This is a genomic window from Acetobacter aceti NBRC 14818 (genome assembly GCF_000193495.2).
Taxonomy (GTDB): Bacteria; Pseudomonadota; Alphaproteobacteria; order Acetobacterales; family Acetobacteraceae; genus Acetobacter; species Acetobacter aceti.
The window spans coordinates 1831274-1852285 of record NZ_AP023410.1 but is presented as its reverse complement, the minus strand read 5'-3'; the positions used below and the strand labels follow the sequence as shown (position 1 = coordinate 1852285).

20 protein-coding genes are annotated in these 21012 nt (G+C 55.1%); 15 read left to right on the top strand and 5 right to left on the bottom strand.

Translation table 11 applies throughout. From position 1 onward, the window contains the following. Positions 1–57: 57 nt before the first annotated feature. The 8 genes from EMQ_RS08355 to EMQ_RS08320 all read left to right on the top strand — a co-directional run bounded on the left by EMQ_RS08355 (position 58) and on the right by EMQ_RS08320 (position 8387). Positions 58–1131: a quinone-dependent dihydroorotate dehydrogenase gene (locus tag EMQ_RS08355; protein ID WP_010665872.1), complete on the top strand. Its 1074-nt coding sequence runs from the start codon at positions 58–60 to the stop codon at positions 1129–1131. Then, positions 1128–2018, top strand: coding sequence for a TIGR01459 family HAD-type hydrolase (locus EMQ_RS08350; protein ID WP_010665873.1), 891 nt, complete (start codon positions 1128–1130; stop codon positions 2016–2018). The genes EMQ_RS08355 and EMQ_RS08350 overlap by 4 nt, the downstream gene beginning before the upstream one ends. A gap of 225 nt (positions 2019–2243) precedes the next feature. Continuing rightward, positions 2244–2927, top strand: coding sequence for a Fe2+-dependent dioxygenase (locus EMQ_RS08345; protein WP_010665874.1), 684 nt, complete (start codon positions 2244–2246; stop codon positions 2925–2927). A 368-nt stretch (positions 2928–3295) separates the two neighbouring features. Further along, entirely contained in the window at positions 3296–5578 is a 2283-nt protein-coding gene (locus EMQ_RS08340) for a TonB-dependent receptor (protein ID WP_010667775.1), read from the top strand. Between the two features lie 13 nt (positions 5579–5591). Beyond that, a complete protein-coding gene (locus EMQ_RS08335; protein WP_018308175.1) occupies positions 5592–6305 on the top strand; it encodes a tetratricopeptide repeat protein in 714 nt (237 codons plus the stop codon). 34 nt (positions 6306–6339) lie between these two features. Continuing rightward, positions 6340–7062, top strand: coding sequence for a tonB-system energizer ExbB (gene exbB / locus EMQ_RS08330; RefSeq protein WP_026200133.1), 723 nt, complete (start codon positions 6340–6342; stop codon positions 7060–7062). Between the two features lie 6 nt (positions 7063–7068). Further along, the gene (gene exbD, locus EMQ_RS08325) at positions 7069–7542 is read left to right on the top strand and encodes a TonB system transport protein ExbD (RefSeq protein WP_010667726.1); all 474 of its coding nucleotides are present in this window, start codon (positions 7069–7071) and stop codon (positions 7540–7542) included. After that, complete coding sequence (locus tag EMQ_RS08320) at positions 7539–8387, top strand: energy transducer TonB (protein WP_010667725.1); 849 nt, start codon at positions 7539–7541, stop codon at positions 8385–8387. Before exbD ends, EMQ_RS08320 begins: the two co-directional genes overlap by 4 nt. A gap of 44 nt (positions 8388–8431) precedes the next feature. Here EMQ_RS08320 and EMQ_RS08315 read toward each other — a convergent pair whose 3' ends face one another. From EMQ_RS08315 to EMQ_RS08300, 4 genes are all read right to left on the bottom strand, one after another. Next, positions 8432–9304 (bottom strand): EamA family transporter, encoded by an 873-nt coding sequence (locus EMQ_RS08315; protein WP_010667724.1) that lies wholly within the window; start codon positions 9302–9304, stop codon positions 8432–8434. 106 nt (positions 9305–9410) lie between these two features. Continuing rightward, entirely contained in the window at positions 9411–9608 is a 198-nt protein-coding gene (locus tag EMQ_RS08310) for a hypothetical protein (protein ID WP_010667723.1), read from the bottom strand. 110 nt (positions 9609–9718) lie between these two features. Beyond that, entirely contained in the window at positions 9719–9868 is a 150-nt protein-coding gene (locus EMQ_RS08305) for a hypothetical protein (RefSeq protein WP_010667722.1), read from the bottom strand. A gap of 40 nt (positions 9869–9908) precedes the next feature. Next, complete coding sequence (locus tag EMQ_RS08300; RefSeq protein ID WP_165878933.1) at positions 9909–10193, bottom strand: hypothetical protein; 285 nt, start codon at positions 10191–10193, stop codon at positions 9909–9911. A gap of 368 nt (positions 10194–10561) precedes the next feature. Between EMQ_RS08300 and EMQ_RS08295 the strand changes: the two genes are divergently transcribed. The 7 genes from EMQ_RS08295 to gabT all read left to right on the top strand — a co-directional run bounded on the left by EMQ_RS08295 (position 10562) and on the right by gabT (position 18322). Further along, a complete protein-coding gene (locus EMQ_RS08295) occupies positions 10562–11989 on the top strand; it encodes a gamma-aminobutyraldehyde dehydrogenase (RefSeq protein WP_026200134.1) in 1428 nt (475 codons plus the stop codon). A 5-nt stretch (positions 11990–11994) separates the two neighbouring features. After that, entirely contained in the window at positions 11995–13011 is a 1017-nt protein-coding gene (locus tag EMQ_RS08290) for an ABC transporter ATP-binding protein (protein WP_010668236.1), read from the top strand. A gap of 48 nt (positions 13012–13059) precedes the next feature. Beyond that, complete coding sequence (locus EMQ_RS08285) at positions 13060–14190, top strand: ABC transporter substrate-binding protein (RefSeq protein WP_026200135.1); 1131 nt, start codon at positions 13060–13062, stop codon at positions 14188–14190. Beyond that, a complete protein-coding gene (locus tag EMQ_RS08280) occupies positions 14190–15041 on the top strand; it encodes an ABC transporter permease (protein ID WP_018308178.1) in 852 nt (283 codons plus the stop codon). Before EMQ_RS08285 ends, EMQ_RS08280 begins: the two co-directional genes overlap by 1 nt. Next, positions 15038–15826: an ABC transporter permease gene (locus EMQ_RS08275; RefSeq protein ID WP_010667293.1), complete on the top strand. Its 789-nt coding sequence runs from the start codon at positions 15038–15040 to the stop codon at positions 15824–15826. Before EMQ_RS08280 ends, EMQ_RS08275 begins: the two co-directional genes overlap by 4 nt. Before the next feature lie 124 nt (positions 15827–15950). Then, entirely contained in the window at positions 15951–16859 is a 909-nt protein-coding gene (locus EMQ_RS08270) for a LysR family transcriptional regulator (RefSeq protein ID WP_010667294.1), read from the top strand. 182 nt (positions 16860–17041) lie between these two features. Further along, the gene (gene gabT, locus EMQ_RS08265) at positions 17042–18322 is read left to right on the top strand and encodes a 4-aminobutyrate--2-oxoglutarate transaminase (RefSeq protein ID WP_010667295.1); all 1281 of its coding nucleotides are present in this window, start codon (positions 17042–17044) and stop codon (positions 18320–18322) included. A gap of 110 nt (positions 18323–18432) precedes the next feature. Here gabT and EMQ_RS08260 read toward each other — a convergent pair whose 3' ends face one another. Further along, positions 18433–20514: a pilus assembly protein gene (locus tag EMQ_RS08260; protein WP_018308179.1), complete on the bottom strand. Its 2082-nt coding sequence runs from the start codon at positions 20512–20514 to the stop codon at positions 18433–18435. Between the last annotated feature and the right edge of the window lie 498 nt (positions 20515–21012).

The following is a 21012-nucleotide window of genomic DNA, read 5'->3' as shown; positions in this document are numbered from 1 at the left end:
GCTGTCTCCGTTTCACTCCCCTTTTCAGACGGTCGCTGTTCAGGCAGCATCCGCCTCATGAAAGACCTGACTGATATCCTGATTTCCCCCATGCTTCCGCTCGTCAGGAAGCTCGATCCTGAGCAGGCCCACAAGCTTGCTATTGACGCGCTATCGCTTGGCGTTGGCGTCCCGGCGAAACGCCAGAAAGATGACCCGGCTCTGGCCGTCCGGACGCTGGGTATGCGCTTTCCAAACCCTATTGGTATGGCGGCCGGTTTCGACAAGAATGGTCGTGTCATCCGCCCACTTGCGCGGATCGGCTTCGGTTTTGTTGAGGCTGGAACTGTGACGCCGCGCCCGCAGGCAGGCAATCCGAAACCCCGTCTGTTCCGGCTGGATGAAGACCGTGCGGTCATCAATCGCATGGGCTTTAACAATGACGGAATCGACCGGTTCGCCGTGCGTCTGGCCAAGTTGCAGCGTGGCAAGGGGTATCATCCCGGTGTGCCGGTCGGCGCCAATCTCGGTATCAACAAGGTCGGTGCTGACCCTGAAAAGGATTACCCGGACCTGATCCGACGCGTGAAGCATTACGTCGATTACGTTGTGCTGAACCTGTCCTCACCCAACACGCCGGGACTGCGCTCGCTTCAGGGAGCGGAGCGTCTGACGGGTCTGCTGGCCGCAATTTCTGCTGTGCATGAGGAACGGCCGCCTTTGCTGATCAAGCTGGCACCCGATCTTGCCGAAGAAGAGATTGGGCCGATTGTGGAGGCGGCTGTTGCGGGTGGAGTGGATGGTCTGATCATCAGCAACACGACACTGGCGCGTCCAGCGACGCTGCGAAGCCGTTTCGCGGGTGAGGCTGGTGGCCTGTCAGGTCGTCCGTTGCGGGAACGTGCGCTGACCATGCTGCGAGAAGTCGCCCGGCTTGTGAATGGACGTCTGGCATTGATCGGATGTGGCGGGATCGAAACCGGCGCGGACGTGGTGGACCGTATTCGTGCCGGTGCGGATTTGGTGCAGGTATATTCCGCTTTTGCGTATGACGGGCCAGCGTTGGTGGGGCGTCTCAAACACGAAGTGCTGGGCATCATGCGTGAACAGGGCGTTGAATCCATCGGTGATCTGAAGGGAGCGGATCTGTGAGTGAGCGAAAGATTGAGGCGCTTCAGGGGATTGCTCCGCTGCTGGACCGTTATGATGGCTTTATCGTCGATCTCTGGGGGACCGTGCATAATGGGGTCCGGCCGTTTCCGGGTGTGCTCGACTGCCTTCGGATTCTGAAAGAACGGGGCAAACGTATTGTCCTGCTGTCCAATGCCCCGCGTCCGGCTGCGATCATTCGTGATCAGCTGGCGACAATGGGCGTGGATGGTTCACTTTATGACGGCATCATCACCAGCGGCGAAGTCACCTGGCGCGTTCTAGCCGGATGCACGGATCCGTCAGTGGCTCAGGCATGGCCGTGGGTGAAAACGCTCGGCAAGCGAGTGTTCCATATTGGTGGCCAGCATGACCTGTCGATGTTCGAAGGGCTGGGTGTGGAGCTTGTCAGCAATCCTGCCGATGCGACATTTGTGCTGAACACAGGACCGGATGAGCGTCGTGGCCAGACGGAACTGGAGCCGTATCTGGAGATCCTTTCGGCCTGCGCCGTGCGTGATCTGCCGATGATCTGCGCCAATCCGGACATGGAAGTGATGCGCGATGGTGTCCGTCTGATCTGTGCCGGACTTCTGGCCCGGGCCTATGAGCAGAAAGGCGGCGTTGTGCAGTGGATCGGCAAGCCTTTTCCTCCGGTTTATGAACCTGTCTTCGAACTGCTGGGCGATATTCCCAAGAACCGTATTCTGGCGGCAGGTGATGCGCTGGCCACCGATATTCGGGGTGCTGCGAATGTCGGCGTGGATGCATTGTGGGTGCTTGCGGGTATTCACGGTGAAGGGCTGGCGGATGATCCTGCGCAGGCTCAGGAGGAAGCGGATGGAGCCGGGCTTGCTCCGGTTGCGAGTGTGCCGGCATTTGTTCTGTAGGGTGCTGAAAATAGAGGGGTCTGCCTCAAGGGCGCTGTGAGGCATCCTTTTGAACAGTTTCATGTAGAGGCACGGTTCGTTTTGAACCGTGCTTTTTTTATGGATAGATTGCGCCGTCTTGCAGGGAAGCAGGATATCGGAGGCGTCTGAATAAAATTGCGAATGAATATCACTTTCATATATAGCGCGAGGGAATGTCCTTTTTGTGCTGTGAAAGTTGTTCTGATGCTCGTGCATATCCCCCGGGTTTTGACGCCGGATGAAGTGGTCCATTGCCGTAAATCCCTAGAAGAGTCGGAATGGGTCGATGGCAAGGTGACTGCGGGCGAACAGTCGGCGAAAGCAAAATATAACCTGCAGATTCCACAGGAGTCAGAAGTCTCTCTTGCGCTGGGAGAGCTCATTCTCAGGGCGCTGGGACGTAGCGCGCTGTTCACGACTGCGGCGCTGCCGCTGCGTGTTTTCCCCCCTCTGTTCAACCGTTATGACGAAGGCATGCAGTTTCGCGCGCATGTTGATAATGCAATCCGTCCTTTGCCAGGAACAGGTTTTCGGATCCGGACAGACGTTTCTTCCACGCTGTTTCTCAGTGACCCGGAAGACTATGACGGCGGAGAGCTTGTGATCGAAGATACATATGGCAGTCACAAGGTGAAATTCCCGGCGGGGGATCTGGTGCTGTATCCGGCGACCAGTCTGCATTCCGTGGCCCCTGTCACGCGAGGCAGTCGCTGGGCGTCATTCTTCTGGACACAGTCAATGGTGAAAGATGATGGAAAACGAACGCTACTTTATAACTTTGATCAATCCATCATTGATGTACGGAAGGATCTGTCTGACGAACATCCAGCCGTTCTTGGACTGATTGCGACCTACCATAATCTTGTTCGGGAATGGGCGGAGTTATGAGCTTAAAGTCATAAATATCTTGTCTGTAACATAAGATTTTTATGACATGACCTGAAAATATCTCTGTTTTAGAGCCGCTCAGGATGTGAGGCATTTTTGTCACAGATGGAAAATAGGTCATGACATGTTTGATAGCGGTGATTTTGAGGTGTGTTTCTAAAGTTCATTAAAAACAGTGCATTAGAATATGTAGAAGAATTACGAAGCCTTGTGGAAATCGTTTGCAATGGAAGGATTACGTTCCGATATGAAAAAGGCTGTTTTAGATATTGCGAATCATTCGCGATTGCAGGTAACTGGGATTGCAATATCAGGTAACATTTACTGAAGGCGCCGAGCCGGTTGCGGCCTGCGCCAGGAGCACGGAAATGAATCAGTCTGCGCGGGTGGCCGGGCGAACGCCCAAGGTCGGTCTGGCTGTGGCGGTCGGTATGTCGGCCGGGTTTGGCGTGGGGGAAGCAAAGGCGCAGACGGCCCAGACAACAGACACGACAGAGTCCGAACCCTCCATTGCGCTGCCGACCCTCAAGGTCAAAGGCCAGCAGGATGAAGGCGTAGCGGCAGGTAATACGAACAGCACGGTTCTGGGAATTTCCCGCATGCCGACGTCCGTGCGGGACACGCCGCAAAGCATTACCGTCATCCCTCAGGAAATCATCAAGGAACAGCGCGCCTACACGCTGGATCAGGCACTGGCGAACGTGCCGGGTATCACGCTCTCCACAGGTGAGGGCAATGGTGGTCTGAACGGTGACCAGTTCCGTATCCGCGGCCTGCAGGCGCGTGGCGATATGTATACAGATGGTCTGAAGGATTTTGGCACCTACACGCGCGATATGTTCAATACCGAGAGCGTTCAGGTCATCAAGGGGCCGTCCGGTGAATATTTCGGGGCGGGAAATGTCGGTGGCATCATCAACCAGTCCCTGAAGCATGCCCATGCCGGAGATTCCTATAGCTATGATCAGGCTTTCGGAAATGCGTCTCTCTATCGCGGCAATGCGGACGTCAATTACCAGATCAATGATGACATCGCGCTGCGGATCAACGGGATGTATAACCGCTCGGGCGTGCCGGGGCGTGAACTGATTGAATCCAACCGTTATGGCACAGCGGTCGATCTGGGTGTCGGGTTGCGCAGCAAGACGTCATGGCACCTGAACTGGCAGTGGATGCACAGTGACAACGTGCCTGACTATGGTGTGCCGATGTTGCTGATGGGGGATGGCATTTATCGTCCGATCACCAGCCACGGGCTGAACCGCAATACCAGCTATGTCCGTTCCTTTGACCGTGACAACTCCGACATTCACAATCTGACGTCTTCCCTGAAGTCGGAAATCACACCCTGGTTCACGCTGACAAACGATACGCGTCTGACCAAATATGAGCGTGAATACACCGCGACGACACCGAATGCGTGCTCCACGGCAGCCTGTGTTTCGCAGTTCATGGCGGGAGGCAATCCGGCGCTCAGCTACGGTGCTGGCGGCGGTGCGGCCTATAACCAGAAGGGCTGGGGTGCGCAGAACGTCCTGATGGGCAACTTCCACTTCCATACAGGTAGCGTAAAACACGAGATCAAGGCTGGCGTTGACGTCAATTACGAAGATGACGACCGTTATTACGGTACATGGTATAATCGTGTTGCCAACCAGACCATTCGTAATCCGACGCATTCCAGTGGTGGTGGTTATGTGACCTTTCCGAAGTCCGGCTACAGAAATGCCGATGCGACGGACGTTGGTCTATTCTTCTCGGATCGTATCCAGCTGACCAAGCAGCTCACCCTGTTCGGAACGGCGCGCTGGGATCATTTCAACAGCACGTATGTCGGTGGTGATGGTCAGCAGCGCCAGTCGCAGTCTGCCGACCGCTGGAGCCCGTCGGGAAGTATCGTTTACTCCCCTGTGAAGATGGCGTCGTTCTATTTTACCTTCTCGCGCTCCTACAAGCCGGTGGGGACGGACGTGTCCTCGATGGTCACGCTTTCTGGAAATACGGGTGAAACGCCATCCAACTCCAAGGATTTCAAGCCGCAACGTAGTGATCTGTTCGAATTCGGCAGCAAGGCGGATTTCTTCCACAAACGACTGGGTGCAACTCTTGCATTCTTCCAGATCAGCGAAAACAATTCGTTCTATTATGATGCGAATGGCGACATGGTCACCGGATTTGCCGATCAGGGAAGCGGACGCCGTGTGCGCGGCGTGGAAGTCAGTCTGACCGGAAAGATCACGAAAAACTGGAATATATACGGCACTTATTCCTACATGGATGGCAAGATCACACACAGCGCCACGGCCAAGGGAAATGAAGCGCCTCAGGTTTCGCATAACAATTTCTCGGTCTGGAGCTCCTTCGATCTACAGGATTACGTGCTGAATCCGGGCTGGGGGCAGCTGAAAGTTGCTGGAGGCGCACAGTATGCTTCGGGATACTGGGCAGGTCCGGATGTCACCAATACGGCCCGTATTCCCTACACTTTCTCACTGAACGGAATGGTTTCCTGGGAGGTCAAGCACTATCGGGTTTCCTTCAATGCGAACAACCTGACCGATCATCTGAATTATGCTTCGGCCTTCTCGTCCAGCCGTGTCGTTCCGGCACCCGGACGGAGTTTTATCGGCAATGTCGGTCTTACATTCTGAAGAAAAGTCCAGAATGGACAATGAGCGATCCACCTCAGCGCTTCTGGCGCTGGGACAGATCTGTCTGAATCATGGCGATGGAGAAAGAGCGTTCAGCCTGTTCGAAACTGCTGCCCGCAGTGGTTCGGCAGATGCGCTGAACATGCTGGGACGGGCGTATGAACGTGGCTGGGGCGTTCGCCGCAATCCTGCTGTGGCAGCGACGTATTTTCAGGCTGCCGCTGAAAAGGGAAACGGTTGGGCGCTGTTCAATCTTGCCGATCTCTGTTTCTCAGGAGAAGTCGGCGAGAAAAACCCAGTCATGGCCTATTGGCTTTATGTTGAAGCTGCCCGGAAAGGTGTTGCCAAAGCGCTGAACATGCTGGGCCTTCTGCATGAGGATGGACTGTCGGGACAACTGGTCCCGGAAGAAGCGGCAACTTTCTTTCATGCCGCTGCGATGGCGGGTGACTGCTGGGGGTTCGTCAATACAGGCCGCCTTCATCTTGCACAGGATGAGATAAAGGAAGCTGTTTTCGCTTTCAGGAAAGCGCTTTCCCTTGGTTTCTGTGATGTCTTTCTGGCGGTGAAGGGACTTCTGGAAAGCGGCTCTCTTCACCCGGACCTTTGTCCTGTCCTGCTGGAAGCTGAAAGACTTCTTCGCGCCTCTTCCTGTCAGGCACAGCCTGTTTCCGGGAAGAGAAGGTCAGAGGCAGATCACGCTGTCTCATCTGATATCAGACTTTGAAAATGTGCTGTCATTTACTCATCGGAGGTCTTTCATGAGTGCTCTCTCTTTTTCCCCGTGGGACATGTTCCTCAATGCCGGCCCCGTGGTCCAGAGCGTCATGATGCTTCTGGCGCTAGGCTGTGTGCTGACCTGGACAGTCGCTTTGGCCAAGACAATCGAGTTCACACATGTCCAGCGACGTCTTGCTATCGCAAAACGTGCCCTGCGACAGGCAAATACGCTGGACCAGTGTGATGAGGCTGCTTGCCCCGGGGTGGCGCTTACCATGATCGGTGCAGCCCGGGAAGAGGAGCAGGCATCCTCAGATATTGAGGACGATGCTGACGGTATCAAGGAACGTGTCGTTCTCGCGCTTGAGCGGCTCGAAGCAGAAGAGGCCCGGCGGTTGATGAAAGGGACCGGTCTTCTCGCCACCATCGGCGCAATCTCACCTTTCGTCGGTCTGTTTGGCACCGTGTGGGGGATCATGACGTCATTTACCGGTATTGCTGCGACAAAGGCGACCAGTCTGGCCGTGGTTGCGCCGGGGATTGCTGAAGCCCTGCTGGCGACGGCGATCGGTCTGGTTACGGCTATTCCTGCCGTGGTGATTTACAACGCGCTTTCCCGTCGGACAGTGACGTGTCGCGCTCAGGTGGCGGACGTGGCTGCTCTCGTCCTGCGTCTGGTGTCGCGCGATCTTTCGCGGATGCGGTCACTACTGGGCACGGGGCAGGTGGTACGCCTGAGCGCCCGCAATGCTGTCGCGGAGTAAAGGGCCATGATCCGCATCCGCCATGCCGATGAGACCCCGCATGAGGCCAGCGAGATCAACGTCACGCCGTTTATCGACGTGATGCTGGTGCTGCTGGTGATCTTCATGGTGACGGCTCCGCTGACAACTGTGAATGTGCCGGTTGACCTGCCTTCCTCGACGGAAAAGCCTGCGCCACGACCGGAAAATCCGGTGTTTCTTACTGTGAAGGCCGATCACGGTCTGGCGCTGGGAGAGGATGACATCTCTCCCGAGGGACTGGCTGCGGCACTGGAAACCGCGACCAAAGGAGACAAGGAGCAGCGGATTTTCCTGAGAGCGGACAAGACCGTTGATTACGGCACCCTGATGGGTGTGATGGATAAGCTGCGGTCTTCCGGATATCTCAAGGTGGCTCTTGTAAATCTTCAGGGACAGGAAGAAGGAGCGCAGCCAGATGCGACGTCGTCTTCCGCAGCAAGCACGTCAGTCACGCCATGAGCGCCTTCATTGTCACACGGCATGCTGGTTCGGGTGATCTTTCCTTTATAGAGCAGGAAGAATACCGACTGCGTCTTGAGAAGCGGCGCGAAAACATACGCTGGGGCGCATCGCTGCTGGTGGTGACGGGACTGTCATTGGGCGTGCTCTGGGCCGTCACCCATATGCCGCGTGTGGAAATGCCTGTGGATGCACCTCCTCCCGCTGCCATCGCGATTGATCTTGCGCCACTGCCTGCGGCTACTCCGACGCCACAGACGGATACGCCGCCCGGCCCGCAACAGACACAGGCGCAACCTGTTCCTGAGCCCGAACCGCTGCCGGAACTGACTGCACCGCCATCTCCTGCGCCCAATCCGCCGGTGCCCTTACCGAAAATGGAAAAGCCTCACCCTGTAAGGAAAAAGGTCAAGACGCCGATTGTTCCCCAGAAGCTGCAACCGGTCAAACTACCACCTGCGCTGGAAAATACGGCTCCACCTTCTTCGGCAGCGCCGCCGTCAGAGGCCGCGGCTGCACCGACTTCCGCTGCCTCTTCCTCGCGCGCATCCCATGAAAAGGTGACATGGCAGGGGCAGTTGCTTGCCCAGTTGGAGCGCTTCAAGCGTTATCCAGCCGAAGCACAATCCAAACGACAGGAAGGAACGCCACTTCTGTTCTTTTCCATGGATCGAAAAGGTCATGTCCTGTCAGCCCGTCTCAGGAAAAGCTCAGGATATGAGCTGCTTGATCAGGAAACACTGGCGCTGGTCAGACGGGCGGAACCTCTGCCGCCACCACCGGACAGCGTGCCGGGCGAACCGCTCATGCTGACGGTTCCGGTGGATTTCTATGTTCATGAGTGAGTTGAAGAGAGCGTAGGTTTCCATTTTCTGAAAAGAACCACTGGTTAAACGGTTTTTCGCCGATTCATCAGCGTCGTGCCAAGAGAGGCCGTCACAATGGCGGCGATGCCAAGCCAGTCGGGGAGTGGGAGATGCTCGCCAAGCAGCAGCACGCCCATGATGGCGCCGACAGCCGGTTCGCCACTGGTTAGCACGCTGAAGGTTTTTGTTGGCAGGCGACGGAGCGCATACATTTCCAGCGAGTAGGGAAAGGCGCTTGAGAGAGCCGCCAGCGCCAAGGCATCCCAGATAATATGAGGATGCAGCAACTGGCTCCCAAATTGGGTGATTCCAAAAGGCAGAATTGTCAGAGTGCCTGTAATCATCCCCAGCGTGGGAGCATAGGTCCCAAAAGCGGCGCCGGCCTTCTTGCCTGCCAGAATATAGATCGCCCAGCAGATACCAGCGCCGAGAGCAAAAAGCATGCCTGTTGGATCGACGGGATGCGGGTCGTGCCTTAACGGTAGCAAGAGAAATAGGCCGACCACAGCCAGACCCGTCCACAGAAAATCGCTTTTGTTACGGGAAAAGGAAACGGCAAGGACCAGTGGCCCCATGAACTCCACGGCAAGGGCGATGCCGAGTGGAATGCGTGAAATGGCCATATAGAACAGTAGATTCATGATCCCGAGGGACATCCCGTAAGGGAGAATGGCTGGTAATGTGCAGAGGGGTGTCCTGATGCGCCAGATCCGCATGATGATGGCAAGAATGATTGAGGCGAGACCAAGCCGCAGAACCGTTGTTGCGGACGCCCCAATCAGTGGAAACAGGGTTCGGGCAAAGGAAACGCCGGTTGTGATGGACACCATGGCGAGCACGACCGCGCCGGGGGGGAGAAGTTCGGTCTGTGTCTGACGGGAGAGTGGGGAGCGCATGGTCAATAGCTTGCTGTGGTGATGAAGCATGAAGCTATTGCAGTAATGTCGGAGAGAGGAAAAGCCATGAGAGCGATAAATTTATCGCAGGCTTTTGCCACTTGGGTTAGGTGCTGGGCTTATTCGGGGAAAGGGGAGGGGAGATGCGGGAAAGCACCTTTGTACCGGGGATCATGCGATCACGGGAGAAGGAGTAGAACATCGGGCTTCCGTCTGTCTGCAGGCTGCTGTCGAACAGCGTATAGACGCCGACGACAGGCGAAAGATAGGTAAAGCCGAGTGCGAAATTCTCAAGCATGGACATGGAACGGTCGAAATCGGATTTTACGCCGAGCGCCTCAAGTCGGGCGTCATCTTCCGGCGAACTGATGTGGGATAGTCCATGAAAAATTCTTTGCTGCGTGGGGCGTGGTGTCAGGCGGGACAGATGAGTGGATTCAGTGACTGGATACCCGGCGAGGTTCGGGAGGCGTCATCGGAAGAGGCGAGGGAAGCCACAGCTGTCGGCAGGAAACGGATCAGTCTTTTGTAGATAATCTGCTTCGGAGGGATTTCGCGGAGCATGCGATGGAGGTGGCTTCCCTATTTCGGTACCCAGCACAGATCACGGAAGCTGGCCAAGCAGGTCCGGATGTTGAGCAGAATGATATGGAAGCTGGGCAGGGGATAATGGCTCTGCAACTCCACGCTCAGAAACAGGGATCTGTCGAAACGAGGAGTGGCAGCCAGTATTAATGAACACCACACATCCGGGCTTAACTTGAAGGGCAAGTAAACAGGGCGACTTTTTGCTGAGGACGATGGGATCATCTGCAAGCATCTCCCAGTGTTCGTGTGTGGTGAAGTCGTTGCTGTAGGCGGATGCACGAGCACCGGATTCTAAGATCATGGTATTGTTCTTGGAGCTTAGACAATTGTTTTGATGATGCACCAGTCTCTAATGCCAATACCGCATTATCGATATAATCGATGGATCGGAAAGATGTCCTGAAGAAAGGGCACGCCGCTATAGTGCTGAAAGCGACTCATTTTCATGGATTTGGTTTTTGAAGGGTTCATTCATCGGAAAAACATAAAATTACCGCGATGAAAAATAGAAATAACAAAAATAACTTTTATATATCAATGCGTTGATGAAATATCGGTATATCCGATTCTTCTTATTGGCATTATGTATTGGTTTGATATCGTAACGTATGTCACGGTTCAGATCTCAGACGGATTGCCAGTGATCTGCTGTCTTGAAGGGTGTGCATGGTGCTGACCAGAATGTTGATTGGCTCAGCTTTTGTCGAAGGCGAGGGAGAGAACGAGACACTCTTTTCGCCGATGACGGGTGACGTCATCATGGAGATGGCAAGCGCCTCAGCGGAACAGGTTGATGCGGCAGTATTGGCGGCTGCTGAAGCTTTTCCGACCTGGTCCATGACGACACCAGCCGAACGTTCCATGTGTCTGCTGAGGGTGGCCGATGCCATTGAGCGGGAAGCAGAAACATTTGCCGAACTGGAAGCCAGAAATACAGGTAAGCCACGTCATCTGATATTGAGTGACGAAATTCCGGCCATCGTTGACTGTTTCCGTTTTTTCGCCTCAGCAGCCAGAAATCTGAGCGGTCCTGTCGCCGGAGAGTATCTGGCGGGGCACACGTCCATGCTGCGGCGGGCGCCAGTGGGTGTGGTGGCGTGTATTGCGCCCTGGAACTATCCTCTGTTGTTGGCGACGTGGAAACTGGCTCCCGCTCTGGCCGCGGGCAACAGTTGTGTCATCAAGCCTTCCGAGAACACACCTTTCACAATTCTGCATCTTGGAAGAATTTTTTCGGAAATATTTCCGGCTGGCGTGGTCAATGTCGTTCTGGGCAGAGGGAACTCAGTCGGGCAACTGCTTCTGGAGCATTCGGGTGTCGACATGGTGTCGCTCACAGGAGACATTGCGACAGGAAGGAAGGTCGTTGCTGCGGCTGCTCGCTCCGTAAAACGGACACATCTGGAGCTGGGCGGGAAAGCGCCAGTCATTGTCTATGATGATGCTGATCTGGAGGCTGTTGTGCAGGGCGTGCGGACCTTCGGATATTACAATGCGGGACAGGACTGCACGGCGGCGTGTCGGGTCTATGCGGACGAGAAGATCTATGACCGTCTGGTTGCCGATCTGACGGCTTCAGTCAAAAAAATCTCTTTTGGAAAAAAAGATGATAAAAAGAATGAGATTCCGCCTCTGATTTCCGCTCGTCAGCGCTCCCGTGTGGCGGCCTTTGTCGAGCGTGCGGCGGACCTCCCGCATGTCGAAATCACAACTGGTGGCGATATGGCGGCGGGTGGTGGATTTTTCTACAAACCCACTGTTATCGCGGGCGCGCTTCCCGGAGATGAAATTGTGGAGCGGGAAGTTTTCGGTCCCGTTGTCTCGGTCACGCGCTGTCGGGATATGGATGCAGTCATCCAGAATGTGAACAGTTCGCCCTATGGACTGGCTTCTTCCGTCTGGACCGGAAATATCGGTCGCGGCATGGAGACGGCATCGCGTCTTCGGTACGGATGCACGTGGGTCAATACACATTTCATGCTGGTCAATGAAATGCCGCATGGTGGGTTTCGCAATTCCGGCTACGGCAAGGATATGAGCCTCGGGTCTCTCGAGGATTACACGGTGTCCCGGCATGTCATGGTAAAATGGAACTGACAATAATGACGGATGAGTCTTCCCTGCATGCGCCAGCGGTCAGCCTGACAGCACTGACCAAATCCTATGGTCACGGCAAGCCTGTTCTGAAAGGCATTGATCTGACCATTCGACGTGGCGAGTTCTTTACCATGCTGGGTCCGTCAGGCTCCGGAAAGACCACCACGCTGCGGCTGATCGGCGGATTTGAGTTGCCGGACTCCGGAGAGGTTTTTCTCGGTGGCAACAAGGTTACAAGCCTTCCTCCGTACAAGCGTGATGTCAACACGATGTTTCAGGACTATGCGCTGTTCCCGCATATGAGCCTTCAGGATAATGTCGCCTACGGCATGAAGATCAGGGGCGTGGGGAAGGCCGAGCGGAGCGAGCGCGCCACGAAGGCTCTCGCCATGGTGCATCTGGAAGCTGTCGGAGATCGTCGTCCTTCCCAGCTTTCGGGTGGACAGAGGCAGCGTGTCGCGCTGGCGCGGGCGTTGGTGAATGAACCTTCCCTGATCCTGCTGGACGAACCGCTGGGTGCTCTGGATCTGAAGCTGCGTCGCGAGATGCAGGTGGAGCTGAAGAAGATTCAGAAACAGACAGGCATAACCTTTGTTTACGTCACGCATGATCAGGAAGAGGCGCTGAGCATGAGTGACCGTATCGCCGTATTTTCGGAAGGTGTCATTGAACAGATTGGGACGCCTGAAGAGCTGTACGAACGACCGGCGAGCGGTTTTGTCGCCCGCTTTATTGGGTCATCCAATATTCTGCATGAAAATGGACGGGAGATTCTGCTGCGTCCGGAAGATATCCGACTGGAGCAGCAGGATTATGCGCTGGCATCCCATGAAGATGGTTTGCCGGGTCTTGTTCAGGAGATTTCCTATCTCGGTCCGGTCACACGTTGTCGTGTAACAGGGGCCGACGGTGACACGGGTGTCACCGCCATGGTGCCATCACGTCAGGCGCGTGGGTTGAGCGAGAATATGGCCGTCCGGGCTGTATGGTTGAAAGAGTCTGCCTATCCTCTTTCATCGTAAGGGGATTTTCGGAATGTCTAGTGTTTTCAGGAAGAAAGGATGACGACCATGAAGGGTTTCAGTGCACTGCTTCTGGCTACCTGTTGCACCGCGATGATGGCGCAGGCGTACGCGGCGGATCTTCCGACTTCCGTAGGGAAAGGTGAGGGCGATCTGAATGTCGTTGCGTGGGAAGGTTACGCAGACGACGCCTGGGTGAAACCGTTTGAACAGCAGTCAGGATGCAAGGTCCATCGTAAATATGTCGGTTCGTCCGATGAGATGGTGGCGCTGACCCGCATGGGCGGCGGCAAGGGGTTTGACGTTGTTTCTGCGTCGGGTGATGCAGCGCTTCGGTTGATCTTCGGCAAGAATGTGCAGCCTGTAAACATGAGTCTGATCCCGGCTTATGCCGATCTCATGCCGGAACTCAAGGAGCCATCCTTCAACACGGTGAAGGGCGTTCATTACGGTGTATCCTATGAGTGGGGACCGAATGTCCTCATGTGGAACACGAAAACGATCACGACCGCTCCGACAAGCTGGTCTGTCATTTATGACAAGGCGCATACGGGCGTCATCACGGTGCCGGACAACCCGATCCAGATTGCGGATGCTGCGTTGTATCTGTCTCACACCAAACCGGAACTGGGTATCACGGATCCATATGAGCTGACGCAGCCGCAGATGGATGCGGTGGTGGCGCTGCTGAAAGAACAGCGGCCTCTGGTCAAGAAATACTGGGCGCTGGCTTCAGACGAAGTTGATTTGTTCAAGAGTGGAGATGCGCAGGTTGGTGCAGCGTGGCCGTATCAGGCCAATACGCTGCGGGCTGCTAACGTGCCTGTGCAGGATACCATCCCGACTGAAGGGGCCACCGGTTGGGCCGACACGTGGATGATCAGCACCCACGCGGAACATCCGAACTGCGCCTATCTGTGGATCAATCATGTGATGACACCGAAGGTGCAGGCCCAGCAGGCGCTGTCCTTTGGCGAAACGCCCGCTAACACCAAGGCTTGTGCGGAGATGGATGCGATGCAGCCCGGTTCGTGCAAGCAGTATCATGCTGATGCATCGGCAGCCTATTTCTCGACCATCAAGTTCTGGAAAACACCTGTCAGGCAGTGCGGTAATGGCCAGAATAACTGTCTTGATTATGCCGCCTGGCAGCGTGCATGGCAGCAGGTCAAACAGTAATGACAGGCGGCCGGAAGCTTCTGGGGCATGTGGCCCTGCTGTTACCCCCGTTCGGGTGGCTGACAGTTTTTTATCTGGGCAGTCTGTTTGCCCTGTTGCTTTCGGCCTTCTGGCAGGTCGATTCAATGTCCGGCGAGATACTTCACGAGTGGACGCTGGACAATTTCCGTATCCTCGCCACGGATAGCACCTACCGTGTCATTGCTGAGCGGACGATCGGCATTGCGGTGCTGGTCACGATTACGGATATCATCCTTGCATGGCCACTGGCTTACGTCATTGCCCGCAAGGTTGGTCCGCGTATGAAACTGGTTCTGCTTGTGCTGGTGGCGCTTCCGCTCTGGTCGAGCATGCTGGCACGGATTTATTCCTGGCGGCTGATCCTTGGTCATGATGGCGTGCTGAACTGGTTTCTACGAACGGCAGGATTGCCGGAGCAGTCATTCGCTTTCACGAACGTCGCTTTATGGATCGTGTTTACCTATCTGTGGCTGCCTTTCATGCTGATGCCACTTGTGTCCGCTCTGGAACGTATTCCGGCCTCTCTTCCTGACGCGGCTGGGGATATGGGCGCCACACCGTTCCAGACATTTCGGACCGTGATCTTTCCTCTCGCCATCCCTGGCATGGCGGCAGGGTCGGTGTTCACATTTGCTGTCACGCTAGGTGAATATGTCACGCCGATGCTGGTCGGAGGGGCTGGATCCGAATTTATCGGCAACGTGGTCTATTCCAATGTTGGTGTATCGGGAAATATTCCGTTTGCAGCAGCCTATTCCATGATCCTTCTTGTCGTGGTTGGTGCTTACATGCTGCTGGCCCGCCGGTTCGGAGCGTTTGACGGAGCATGAGTGGTTCGATGCGTAATCTTGCTCTCTGGGGCGCGGCGTCCGCAGTGCTGGCGTTTTTGCTTCTGCCGTTGCTGATTGTGCTGGTGTTTGCGTTCGATGCATCGTCAGTGCAGGTCTGGCCAATCCATTCCTTTTCGCTGAAATGGTTTTACGCCACGTGGGCGGATGAGGAAGTGAGAAGTGCGTTGCTTGTCTCACTGGAAGTGGCGGGTCTGGCGACGCTGCTTGCGTCCGTGCTGGGAACGCTGGCGGCAGTGGGCATGAATGGCCTTTCTTCCCGCGCTGTTCAGGTGGGATCATTCTTCCTCACGCTTCCCATTGCGTTGCCGGGGGTGCTAACCGGCATTGCGATGAACAGTTTTTTCACCGCGCTGGAGATTCCCTTCACGATGGTGACGCTGGTGATTGCGCACACCACGTTCTGCACAGTGGTGATTTACAGCAATGTCATGGCGCGACTCCGGAGGCTTCCCCGTTCGCTGCTTGAGGCGGCGCAGGATATGGGGGCGACACCTTTTCGGGGTTTCACCAGTGTCACTCTGCCTCTTTTGAGCGGATCAATTGTGTCGGGGATGCTTCTGGCGTTCGCGCTGTCCTTCGATGAAGTGATTGTATCCACCTTCACGTCAGGCTCTGAAACAACCTTGCCTCTTTGGATCTTCGGCGCCATCCGTCTGGGGCAGCATATGCCGGAAGTAAATGTTGTGGTGTTCGCAGTTGTGGCGGTGACATTGCTGCCGATCATCCTTGGACAGAAGCTGGCGGCTTCAGCATCCAGAGAATAGTCCGTATGAGGGGGTGTATGCTGGTGTTGAAGATGATGGACTCACGGCGCAATGGAGGGCTGATGAGTCTTTGTGCTGCATCCTCACAAGTCTTGTTCTTCTTGCGTGAGGAAAACTGTCCGTTATGGCGCTGACATTACGCCAGCTTCGATATTTTGCGTCAGTTGCCGAGGTCGGTTCGATTTCCGGCGCGGCCATGGTTTTGTTGGTGTCTCAGTCAACGGTGACGGAAGCGCTGCGCGATCTTGAAGCCGAAATGGGATTCCGGCTCCTTGACCGTCATGCGCGCGGTGTCGTTCTGACCCGTCGTGGGCAGCAGTTTTTCCAAAGGGTGCAGCGTATTCTTGATAGCGTTGCCGATGCGCAGAGCATGAAGCACGAGGATGAAGAGGCGCTCGTCGGCACGCTCACGCTTGGTGTGACGCAGGTGGTGGCGGGGTATGTCCTGCCCGATCTCCTGACACGATTCCGGAGAGCTTTTCCAAAGGTCGATGTGAGACTTATAGAGGAACAGCCTGATTATCTCGATCACATGCTGGTCGGTGGAGAGCTGGATCTTGCGGTGACGCTGCGTCTGGGCAACTCGATTCCCAGTGCGTGTGGTGCGCATGTGATGGGGGTTTCACCTCATCATGTCTGGTTGTCTCACGGACATCCTCTCGCGCAAGAAAAGCAGGTGAGCCTGAAGCAACTGAATCAGGAGCCTTTCATCACACTTGCCGCTGATATTCTTGAAAGCAGAATGACAGCGGTGTGTGAGAAGTTTTCTTTTCAGCCGGTATCCTATTTTCGGTCGACGTCCATTGAAGCCGTGCGAAGTTTGGTTGCTGCCGGGCATGGTATCGCCCTGCTGCCGCAACTGATCTATCGGCCGTGGTCGCTTGAAGGGGAAAAGATTGAGTCCCGACCGGTGCAGGAGGAGCTTCCGACTGCGGATCTTCTGATGATGTGGCGGCGCGGTCTGCCTCTGGCTGCTCCGGCGCAGTATTTCATGGATATGGCGTTGCAGCGGACGGAACGTGTCGCCGGCTGATAAATGGGAGGTATGCAGTCAAATACTTTTCTTCTTTGACGGGTAGAAGAGTATTGGAAGTGGGATTATGTGGAGTGCGGTGTGTGCAGTGCACTTTGGTTGTGTCACTGCGCTTGTCCGGATGCTTTGGATTTTGATGTCAGGCCGAGCCAGCCGGACAGTTTTTGGATAGGAAAAGAAACGTGAGTACAGGCAAGAGCAATAAGGATCTGTCGGCTCGTCGTGCAGCCGCCGTTCCTGTTGGTGTGGGGTCGGCGACCGCTATTTATGCGGATCGCGCTCAGGGGGCTGAACTGTGGGATGTCGAAGGACGGCGCTACGTTGACTTTGCAGCAGGCATCGCTGTGGTCAACGTTGGCCATCGTCATCCGGCTGTCATTCAGGCTGTGCAGGAACAGCTTGAGCATTTCAGCCATACGGGCTTTCAGGTCGCTCCGTATGAAAACTATATTGCCCTTGCAGAACGTCTGAATGCCGCAGCACCGTTCGATGGCCCGGCGAAAAGCATCTTCTTCACGACAGGCGCGGAAGCGACCGAGAACGCTGTGAAGATCGCTCGCGCCGCCACAGGCCGTTCAGGCGTTATCGCTTTTACCGGTGGCTTCCATGGCCGCACGCTGCTTGCATCTGCCATGACCGGCAAGGTGAACCCCTACAAGACGCAGTTCGGCACCATGCCGGGTGACGTTTTCCATGCGCCGTTCCCGGCTCGTGGCGTGTCGGTTGCGGACAGCCTCAATGCGCTTGACCTGATGTTTGCTGCGGACATTGATCCGTCCCGCGTGGCTGCGATCATCATTGAGCCGATTCAGGGTGAGGGCGGCTTCCGGGTAAGCCCGAAGGAACTGCTGGAAGGTCTGCGCGAGCGTTGCACGAAGCACGGTATTCTGCTGATTGCGGATGAAGTCCAGACCGGTTTTGCCCGTACAGGCAAGCTGTTTGGCATCCAGCATTCGGACGTCAAGCCTGACCTGATCTCGGTCGCCAAGGCTCTTGGTGGCGGATTCCCGCTGTCCGGTGTCGTCGGTCGTGCAGAGATCATGGATGCTGTCCGTCCGGGCGGTCTGGGTGGCACCTATGGTGGCTCTCCGCTCGCCTGTGCAGCAGGTCTCGCTGTTCTGGATGTCATCGAAAAGGAAAAGCTCTGTGCCCGTGCAGAGCATATCGGTGCGACGATCAGCAAGCGCATTGCGGGCTGGGCAGAGCGCACCGATCTGACGCCGGTTGGCAAGGCTCATGGTCTCGGCGCAATGGTTGGTTTCGATGTGCTCAGCGCCCACGGATCTGACGAGGTGAAAGCCGGTGGTGCGGGCCAGATCTGCGCGCGTGCGGCGGAAGCGGGTCTCATCGTGCTGTCCTGTGGCGTTCTCGGCGAGACGGTTCGTCTGCTGCCGCCTCTGACCATCAGTGACGAAGTGCTGAATGAAGGCCTGGATCTTCTTGAGAAAGTTCTTGCTGGCTGAAGTCAGCGTTCAGTTCTCTGAAGTTCAAAAGGGTGTTCCATGTGAGTGGAACACCCTTTTTTATGATGGTCGATTGACCTTATTTCTGAAAATAAATGAAAATATCTTACTTAGTAATAAGTGTATGTTCTGTCATTATGAGTCGTCATACTACCGAGGATGGTGCTTGAGACAACGGAGGCAAAAATTGCCTGCCCGGTTTCCAGCAGTTGGCTGCCATCGGTTGTCGTGTACCAGTCCCGGTTGGATCCCAGAAGAACGGCAAGATCGGTTCCAGGGTCCACAACGACGACCTTGTCATCGTCAGGATTGGACAGCCTGTAGTTGGTGACTGCATTTGTAAAAAGTTGGGGCCAGGTGACGCTGTACGTCGTGGCATAGCGAAAACCAAAAGGCATGATGGCGAACAGCCATGCATCAGGCGCTGCTGCCCTGTGAGCGGTGAGGCACTGTGTCATTGCAGCTTGCGCGTCAGACTGATTGGCATAAGCCAGCGCGTCACGGGACAGAAGATTGAAGGCAATCCAGCTTGGAGGCGTCCCGATATCCCCGTAAGAACTGAGAAGGCCATTGCTATCAAGAGCCGAAATGCCGGAATCAACGAGATTCCAACGACTTTTTGTGTCGCTATACGCTCCGCCAAGACCGTTGCTTGATCCTGTGACCGAGTAAAATGCCGGAACATCTTTCGTGCTGTCACCAGCAGTGATGTAGCCTGAACCGGCACAGGCCGATATGCAGGTCCGGTAACCTGCTGTCTCCATGCCGCGCAACAGGAAATAGGCATAGGATGAAAGCACATTATCGCTGCCAGCATCAGCGGATGTGCCCTCTGTCGTATCATCGCCCACCAGCTTGCCCCATGGGCGTTCTGCGACGATATAGGCAGCCGAGGAAGCTGGATCGATCGTCAGGCCGCTGACGGTGAGGCAGTTGTTTCCCTTGTTCCAGCGGTCTGAAGCTGGTGTTCGTGTCAGAAAGACTTCCAGTCTGTTGACCTGTCCCGGCAGAATATTGGAAAGCGTCAGGTCGGTTTTCGCTGCAATGTCTCTGGTTGCAACTCCATTGAGAAAATAGGTGATATAGGCGCCAGTATTCTCCGGACCGAGATGAAGTGTGGCTGTAGGAGTTGCTGAAGCCAGCCATGAAATCTGAAACCATGCTCCCGGATTCCAGGTGCTGCGCCAGAGTGAGCCGTCACGTCCTTCATCACCGGTCCAGTTTCCGGGAGAGAAGAGGAACGCTGAAGAGTCGACTGTAAGCGTATAGGCGGAACTGAACGTCATGGCGGTGACGGTGAACGCGGCCGGATTACTCAGCGCGGCTGAGTTGGTAACAGTGAAATTGCCTGTTCCCGCAACGGAGGGAGTGAATGTGAACGTTAAGGGCGCTGTCGATCCTGCAGGAATGGTGCTGGTTTGTGGAGAAAATGTTCCAGCCAGTGTGCAATTGGGAACGATTGTAATCGCTTTTGTATTGGCTGTGCCGATTCCCGGAGTGATTGTGTAGGTGGCGGCTGAACCTACGGTCAGCGCCTGTGGTCCCGTCAGGGAGTATTGTGTAAAAGGCGTCTGTGTGGAAGCAACTGTTATAAACAGATCTCCCGGATCAGTCAGCGATCCATTGCTGCTCGTGCTGAGTGTCCCCACGCCGCTGGCCGTCGGGGTGAAAGTGAATGTGACAGCGCTGGTGGAACCTGCTGGCAAAGAGACGACTGCTGGTGAGAAAGTGCCTGTCAGTGTGCAGAGAGGCGTGATTGCAATGGCCTGTGACGAGGCTGCTCCGGAACCGGGTGTGATGGTGTAGGTGGATGCAACGCCAGCGATTAGGCTGGTGGCGCCTGTCAGTGTGTAGGTTGTGAAGCTATTGGAAAGAGCGATCGAGAATACGGAAAGAGCAATGGGGTCGGTCAGACCGGCAGAGTTTGTTGTGCTCAGCGTGCCTGAACCTGCTTCCATCGGTGTGAATGTAAACGTCACGGTGCTGGTGGAACCGGCGGGCAGGGTAACGGTTGCCGGGATAAAAGTGCCGGACAACGTGCATGTGGGGGTGATGATCAAGGGAGCCGACAGTGTTGTGCCTGCTGTGGGTGTCACGCTGAAGATGGCTTTGGAACCCACGGACAGGGATGCGGGTCCTGTTAGCGTATAGGCCGGGGAGATCAGGGGAATGTCCGTGGATGTGTCGCTCATATATCAGTGCTCTTTATTATCGTCTGTATTGTAATTCATGTATTTGCAAAAAATTATTTTTTAAAAATGCGTCTTTTGGAAATGAATTTCTGCCGAACAGTAAGATAGCTTTCTATTTTTTTGATACGTTCTGGGTAAAATTGCAGAATGGGAAATCAGTAATCCTATATTTTTATACAATCATGTATGAAATATAGTTTTATTAAGTAGGAAATAATTGTCTGATCAGACTGTTTTCAATCCATGAAGCGGTGTTCCCTGGTCACGCATGCCTTTTATGGCTGCTTAACCGTCCCTGATAACGGGCGCACCCTCACGATGAGAAAAATTACAGAAAAATGGAAAAATACTGGTCTTGATCCTGATGTCGTCATCTGAAAGAATTCGGGAAGACACATCAGCTCAATTGTGGTGATTTTCAAAGGTTGCCTAAGAATATTATCTTCTCAAAATGACAACTCCAGGTTTGTCGTTTTACTGTCAGCAGTTTCTACGATC